At 57.9% G+C, this 6,559-nt stretch carries 8 protein-coding genes; 2 read left to right on the top strand and 6 right to left on the bottom strand.

All coding sequences use genetic code 11. The annotated features are described in order from the left end of the window. Nucleotides 1-1,287, top strand: a 1,287-nt coding sequence (locus ACP5J3_RS09680; RefSeq protein ID WP_428495501.1) for an enoyl-CoA hydratase-related protein, incomplete at its 5' end; no start/stop codon positions are given. Between the two features lie 36 nt (nucleotides 1,288-1,323). Further along, complete coding sequence (locus tag ACP5J3_RS09685; RefSeq protein WP_428495502.1) at nucleotides 1,324-2,412, top strand: M42 family metallopeptidase; 1,089 nt, start codon at nucleotides 1,324-1,326, stop codon at nucleotides 2,410-2,412. Here the strand turns inward: ACP5J3_RS09685 and ACP5J3_RS09690 are convergent, their stop codons facing one another. From ACP5J3_RS09690 to ACP5J3_RS09715, 6 genes are all read right to left on the bottom strand, one after another. Continuing rightward, a complete protein-coding gene (locus ACP5J3_RS09690) occupies nucleotides 2,413-3,018 on the bottom strand; it encodes a phosphate signaling complex PhoU family protein (RefSeq protein ID WP_428495503.1) in 606 nt (201 codons plus the stop codon). Nucleotides 3,019-3,079: 61 nt separating this feature from the next. Next, nucleotides 3,080-3,571 carry a PaREP1 family protein gene (locus ACP5J3_RS09695; protein WP_428495504.1) on the bottom strand — a complete coding sequence of 164 codons (492 nt, stop codon included), beginning with the start codon at nucleotides 3,569-3,571 and terminating at the stop codon, nucleotides 3,080-3,082. Between the two features lie 38 nt (nucleotides 3,572-3,609). Continuing rightward, entirely contained in the window at nucleotides 3,610-4,314 is a 705-nt protein-coding gene (locus tag ACP5J3_RS09700; RefSeq protein ID WP_428495505.1) for an ABC transporter ATP-binding protein, read from the bottom strand. Then, nucleotides 4,305-5,033 (bottom strand): ABC transporter ATP-binding protein, encoded by a 729-nt coding sequence (locus ACP5J3_RS09705; RefSeq protein ID WP_428495506.1) that lies wholly within the window; start codon nucleotides 5,031-5,033, stop codon nucleotides 4,305-4,307. Before ACP5J3_RS09705 ends, ACP5J3_RS09700 begins: the two co-directional genes overlap by 10 nt. Further along, entirely contained in the window at nucleotides 5,030-5,992 is a 963-nt protein-coding gene (locus ACP5J3_RS09710; protein ID WP_428495507.1) for a branched-chain amino acid ABC transporter permease, read from the bottom strand. The genes ACP5J3_RS09705 and ACP5J3_RS09710 overlap by 4 nt, the downstream gene beginning before the upstream one ends. Next, the coding region (locus ACP5J3_RS09715; RefSeq protein ID WP_428495508.1) for a branched-chain amino acid ABC transporter permease at nucleotides 5,989-6,559 on the bottom strand (571 nt) is incomplete at its 5' end. The genes ACP5J3_RS09710 and ACP5J3_RS09715, both read right to left, overlap by 4 nt.

The following is a 6,559-nucleotide window of genomic DNA, read 5'->3' on the forward strand; positions in this document are numbered from 1 at the left end:
GACTACACTGGGATAGACGTAGTCTGTTTCATAGGCGACGCCATGCTGAAACGAGGCTTCAAAACTCACCCGTGCCCCGTAATCGCTGAAAGGTGTCAGCAGAAGAAGTATGGTGTGAAGACTGGTGAGGGTTTCTACAAGTACCCAGCTCCGGGTAAATTCCAGTGGCCTGAGGTGCCCAAGTCCGCCGGGGATAGGATAGACATCGCCTACATACTCGCACCTGCGGTGAATGAGGCGGCTTACCTACTTAGAGAGGGTATCGCCACTAGAGAAGATATTGATAAGGCTGTCCGTCTTGGTTTAAACTGGCCTAAGGGGCCGCTGGAATACGCAGACGAACTAGGCATAGACACCATAGTAAAAGCCCTAGAAGAGTGGAGGGGCAAGACCGGGTTTGAGGAGTACGAGCCCGACCCGTTGCTGAAGAGTATGATGGCCAGCGGGAAGCTTGGGAAGAAGAGCGGCGAGGGGTTCTATACATATGTCAAAGCTGAGGAGAAGAAGCTCGAAACTCTCATCGTGAGGTATGAGCCGGGCATTGCTTGGATTATACTGAACAGGCCGGAGAGGCTGAACGCGATTAACCCCAAGATGATCGAGGAGCTTTGGAAGGTGCTCGACGAGATTGAGCAGATGGATTACGAAAAGGTGCGGGTGGTGGTAATAACGGGGGCGGGCAGGGCGTTCTCCGCGGGGGCTGACGTAACTGGATTCATGGGGGCGACACCTGTAACAATTTTCAAGATATCTAGGAAGTTGCAGATGTTGTACGACAGGCTGGAGCTACTCGACAGGCCCGTTATATGCGGGCTGAACGGCTACACGCTGGGCGGCGGGCTGGAGCTGGCGATGGCTTGCGACTTCAGAATAGCGTCTGAAACCGCCGAGCTTGGCCAGCCCGAGATAAACCTAGGCTTCATACCAGGCGCCGGCGGGACGCAGAGATTGGCGAGGCACATCGGGAGAGATAGGGCAAAGGAGCTCATCTTCACCGGCGACAGAATACCGGCGCGTGAGGCGGAGAGGCTCGGCTTGGTGCACAAGGTGGTGCCTCCAGATAAGCTTGAGCAGGAGCTGAGGGCCTTTGCAAGTAAGCTGGCGGAGAAGCCGCCTCTGGCGCTGGCGATGGCTAAATACGCGATTAACTTCGGCATCGAGGCGCCGCAGTGGGCCGGCATGGTGCTGGAGGCCGCCCAGTTCGGCCTCCTATTCAGCACAGAAGACGTCATAGAAGGCGTATCGTCTTTCCTACAGAAGAAGAAGCCGCAGTTCAAAGGCAGGTAAAGTCACTTTTTTAAAGAACCCCCACCCCTTACAACCATGGAGGAGTTTATCCAACTCCTAAAAAGGCTTTCGGAGGCGAGGGGGCCCTCCGGCTTTGAAGACGAGGTGAGGGAGGTGGTGGTTAGGGAAATGGAGCCGTATGTCGACGAGGTGGTGGTGGATCGGTGGGGGAACGTGATTGGTGTCAAGCACGGCGCCTCGGAGCGCCGCGCCATGGTGGCGGCTCACATTGACGAGATTGGCCTTGTGGTTGACCACATAGACAAGGAGGGGTTCCTCAGGTTTAGACCCGTCGGGGGGTGGAACGAGGTGACTCTCGTGGGCCAGAGGGTGTGGGTCAAAACCTCCCGCGGCACATGGATCCGAGGCGTCGTGGGCTCCACACCTCCCCACGTCACCCCAGCGGGCAGAGAGAGGGAGGCGCCTGAGATCAAAGACTTGTTTATAGACATTGGGGCTTCAAGCAGAGAGGAGGTGGAGAAGATGGGCGTGGAAGTGGGCTCCGTGGCTGTACTCGACAGGGAATTTGCCGTGCTAAACGGCAAGGTGGTCACCGGCAAGGCTTTCGACGACCGGGTGGGCGTTGCCGTCATGCTGTACGCCTTGAGAGAGTTGAAAGAGTTGCCGACGACTCTATACGCCGTGGCCACCGTACAAGAGGAGGTTGGGCTCCGCGGGGCGCAGATAGCGGCTGAGAGGATAAACCCCCACTACGCAATTGCGCTCGACACGACTATAGCCGCGGATGTGCCGGGGGTGGGGGACAGGCTACACGTCACCAAGATCGGCAAGGGCCCCGCCGTCAAAGTCCTCGACGGGGGTCGCGGGGGGCTATTTATAGCGCACCCCCAGCTGAGGGACCACATTGTCAAAATCGCCAAGGAGATAGGGGTTCCGTACCAGCTGGAGGTTCTATACGGAGGCACCACCGACGCCATGGCCATAGCGTTTAGGCGTGAGGGGATACCGGCGGCGACGATATCTATACCCACCCGCTACATCCACTCGCCTGTAGAGGTGCTCAACGTAGAGGACGCCGTCAACGCCTCTAAACTCTTGAAAGCGGTGTTGGAGAGGACCACCCCCGCGGTGATAGACAGCTTCCTAGACAAGAGGATTAAGTAGCTACCGCTTCACCTGCCCCGTCACGAGGTAATACGCGTGGTTGGCGATATACACGGCGTGGTCGGAGGCCCTCTCCAATAGCCTAAGCACGACGGTTTCCATAACCTTACACCGGTCGGCTCCTTTGAGTACCTCCATGAGTGACTCTTCATATGCCCTGTCGACCACATCGTCGTCCAGCCTCTCCACCTCAGCCAGTGCCGAGATGTCCCTCTTTAGAAACGCCTCGACCGCGGTGGCCACCATCTTCTTCACAACCTCACCCACCTCGACAACTCTTTTAGACCAGCAACCAGATCCGAGCCTCTCAACTACGACGGCGATGTCGTACGAATACCTAGCCACTCTATACACGTCATATGACACAAAGAGGGCGCCCTTGAGAAATCTAAGGTCGCTCGCCACTGGGGAGTACCTCGCCACGGCCTCCATCACGAGGTCTGAAATCTCGTGGTGCAAGTCGTGTATCCTCGACGCCAGCTCTCTAATGACGGCTGAATTGGGCTCCTCCCTCAGCGCCATGGAGAGCGCCTCCTCCGCCATCTCGGCGCCCTCTCTAATCTTCCGGGCAATCTCCCCCTCCGCAATGTCAAGAAGCCTCCTCACACCGATTAGGGTACTACCCAATATAAATCAATTATCCATATACAAGGGCCCCGACGAGATGCTACGTCTTAATTTTCTTGAGCACCTCTCTACACCTGGCCACGAAAAGTTTGAGATCTTCAACCGCCAGCTCTAGGGAAGTGTATCTGCTGAGCAGAGCCTCTCTATCCACGCCGTTATACTGAAATTCGTGGAGGTTCAAAGCGAGGTCTGTTAGAGACACCACATCGAAGTCGACCACATCTCTGAGCCTCTGGGCAACCTCCCGCAGTTTACTAGACGGCATGTAGGCTATCAGCCAATCCACCCTAGCCACCGTCCGGCCGTCGCGCGTCTTGACAACTCCGGGGTAGTGCCTAGCCAACACCTCTCTGTGAATCGCCGCCAGCGCTGCCATCAGCGACTTCCAAGCCTGAAACGCCTTGCCAGCCGCGTTTCTATACATCTCCTCTCTAGTAAACTTCTCGGCAAGCTCAAGCTCGTACCTCGCCTCCTCTAGCCTAATCTCCACATACCTCCCCAAATCCCTCCAGGGGTGGACCAGCAAAGTCACTAGATGGAGAGGCCTCCGTTTTTAAAAACCTTCAGCGACTAGACTCCTAGATAGACCTTCTTGACGTGGTCGTTCTCCGCCAGCTCCCTCGGCGCGCCTTGAAGGACAATTCTCCCGTTTTCCAGCACGTAGGCGTAGTCGCTTATCTCCAGCGCAACTGCGACGTTCTGCTCCACAAGCAACACAGACATCTCACCCCTCAGCTGGCCGATGGTGCGAAATAGGTCGGACACCACCTTCGGCGCGAGGCCGGCGCTGGGCTCGTCTATAAGCAAGACACTCGGCCTAGACATGAGGGCCCTGGCTATGGCCAACATTTGTTGCTCCCCGCCGCTCATCGTCCCAGCCTTCTGCCTCCGCCTCTCCCTAAGCCGGGGGAACAGCGAGTAGACAAATTCGAGGCTGTCTGCCAGCTTGCCGCGCGCCCGCTTTGTGTAGGCCCCCATCAGGAGGTTCTCCTCCACGGTCATCTCGGGGAAGAGCCTCCTCCCCTCGGGCACCAGGGAGATTCCCAACTCCACCTTTTTGTGAGGCGGCACGTTTGTCACGTCGACGCCTCCGAGCTCCACCTTGCCGCCCCACGGCTTCACAACCCCAATCACTGTCAGCAACGTCGTGGTCTTCCCAGCGCCGTTGGGGCCCAGGATCGACACCACCGAGTTCTTACTAACCTCGAACGAGACGTCGAAGAGCACCTGCAACTTGCCGTAGCCCGAGGCTAGCTGGGAAACTCTCAGCGCCATGGCTTCCCCAGATACACCTCCACCACCCTGGGGTCGCTGAGCGCCTTCTCAGGCGGCCCCTCCGCTATGACCCTGCCTTGGTGCATCACGATTACCCGGTGCGCCAGCTGCGCCACCGCCCTCATTCTGTGCTCCACCATGGAAATGGCCGATATACCCCTCTCCTCAGACAACCTCCTCAGCAGAGCCGCCATCTCGTCTATCTCCGTCGGCGTAAGCCCCGCCATCACCTCGTCTAACAGAAGTAGCTTTGGCCTCCCCGCGAGAGCCCTGGCCAGCTCTAACAGCCTCAACTCGTTAAATGTAAGCTTGCCAGCCAGCTGGTGCCTCTTCTCGTACAGCTTTACAAATCTCAAGGCCTCTTCAGCAACCCTCACCGCCTCCTCCTTCCCATACCCACCGTTGAAAATAGCCCCAACCACCACGTTCTCCAGAACAGTCAGCTCTGGAAAAGGCCTGGGCACTTGAAAAGCCCGCGAGATGCCCAGCCTCGCCCGCTTGTAAGGCGGCATGTCCGTCACGTCGCGGCCCTCAAAAACCACACGCCCCTCATCGGGCTTGTACACCCCGTTTATCACATTGAGGAGAGTGGTCTTGCCAGAGCCGTTTGGCCCAACCACCGCCACGAACTCCCCCCTCCCGAGCTCAAAACTAACGCCGTCCAGCGCCCGCAGGCCGCCGAATTTCTTCACCACGTTCTCCACCTTCAGCAACGTCATGGCAACCACCTCCTAAGCATAGGTACCCTCTCTCTGAGCGTACCCACCACACCCTTAGGTAGCAGGATTACCACTAGGAAGACTATCAGCGAGGTGACAAGCGCCTGCGTCCCCGGCGCCACTAAGCCCATGAGGTACCTAACGCCGAAGTATATAAGCCCGCCTACTATCGGCCCCGTCACGGTCCCGGCGCCTCCGAGAAACATAACCGCGAGCCCGTCGAGTATGTACTCAACGAAAAAGACGTTTTCTGGGAACACCTGCATATTACCAAGGCTGAAGTACGAGGCGCCGAGGAGGCCCGACAGCGACGCGCTGGTTAGAAACGCCAGTAGCTTATACTTCGTTGGGTTTATGCCCATCACCTTGGCGGCGTCCTCGTCTTGTCTAACCGCGGCGAGGGCGTATCCAGCCCTGCTAGCCTGTATGACATACATGGCGACAACCGCTATCAAAGCTGTGACTAATATCAATATGGTCGATCCCACGTTAGCTATGTACAGCGCCGTGTCCCTCCCAAAAGCTTTGAACATGTTGGCGCTTAGTATCAGCCCGGCGCCGCCCCCCCAGATGTTGGCCCCCACGATCAAGTGCTTAACCCCCTCGTTTACGCCTATTGTAGCGATGGCGAAGTAGGCACCCCTAAGCCGCAACGCTATTGCCCCCACAACCGATGCGAGGCCCGCCGCGAGTAAAACCCCCAGCGCGAGGCCGATGGGCAACGCCGCGACGCCCAGCCCAGGCCAGTACGTCACCGTGATCCCCACGCCGTATGCGCCCATTGCAAGAAAGGCGGCATAGCCGAAATCAACATATCCGGTGAGACCCACAAAAATATTCACCGCCTGGCCCAGCGCCATGAAAAAGGCAATGGAGGCAATCAGCTTTGAATACTCCGGGAAGACAAAGGCGGCCCCCATCAAGGCGAGGTATATGCCCAGGGGTATGTAGGGCCTCATAGCCTAAACAGCCCCGTGGGCTTAAACAGCAGGACGAGCAGTAGCAAGACAAAGGCGAGGAAAAGCGCCATCTGTGAAGGCTCGGCGAAGCCGAGAGCCGAGAAGACGTAGAAACCCACAGACTCAAAAACGCCGAATAGGAGGCCCGCTAGGTAGGCACCCATAATAGACCCAAGTCCACCCAGCACCGCAATTACGAAACCGATTAGGGTATAGGGGCCGCCCATGTAGGGGTTAATACCCACCGGGATGAACAGTGTGAGGAGCACGCCGCCGAGGGTCGTGACGCCTATACCGACGGCGGCGCTTGCGGAGAAGACCCGCTGCACGTCGACGCCGACGACCATCGCCCCCACTGGGTCCTGAACCACCGCCCTGATAGACCTGCCGAAGTAGGTCTTCCTCAACAGAAGCTCCAGAGCCACGGCGATTACCAACGCGAGGAAGGCGCCGATCAGCTTCGTAATCTCTATCTGGAGCCCGGCGACCTCCACCGACCCAATGCTCCACCTATAGCCAACGAAGTCGGGCCCCCAGACGAGCCTAGCCACCTCGGCCAGAAGCGCC

Origin of the sequence: Pyrobaculum sp. (assembly GCF_049971835.1) — an archaeon.
Classification (GTDB): Archaea; Thermoproteota; Thermoprotei; order Thermoproteales; family Thermoproteaceae; genus Pyrobaculum.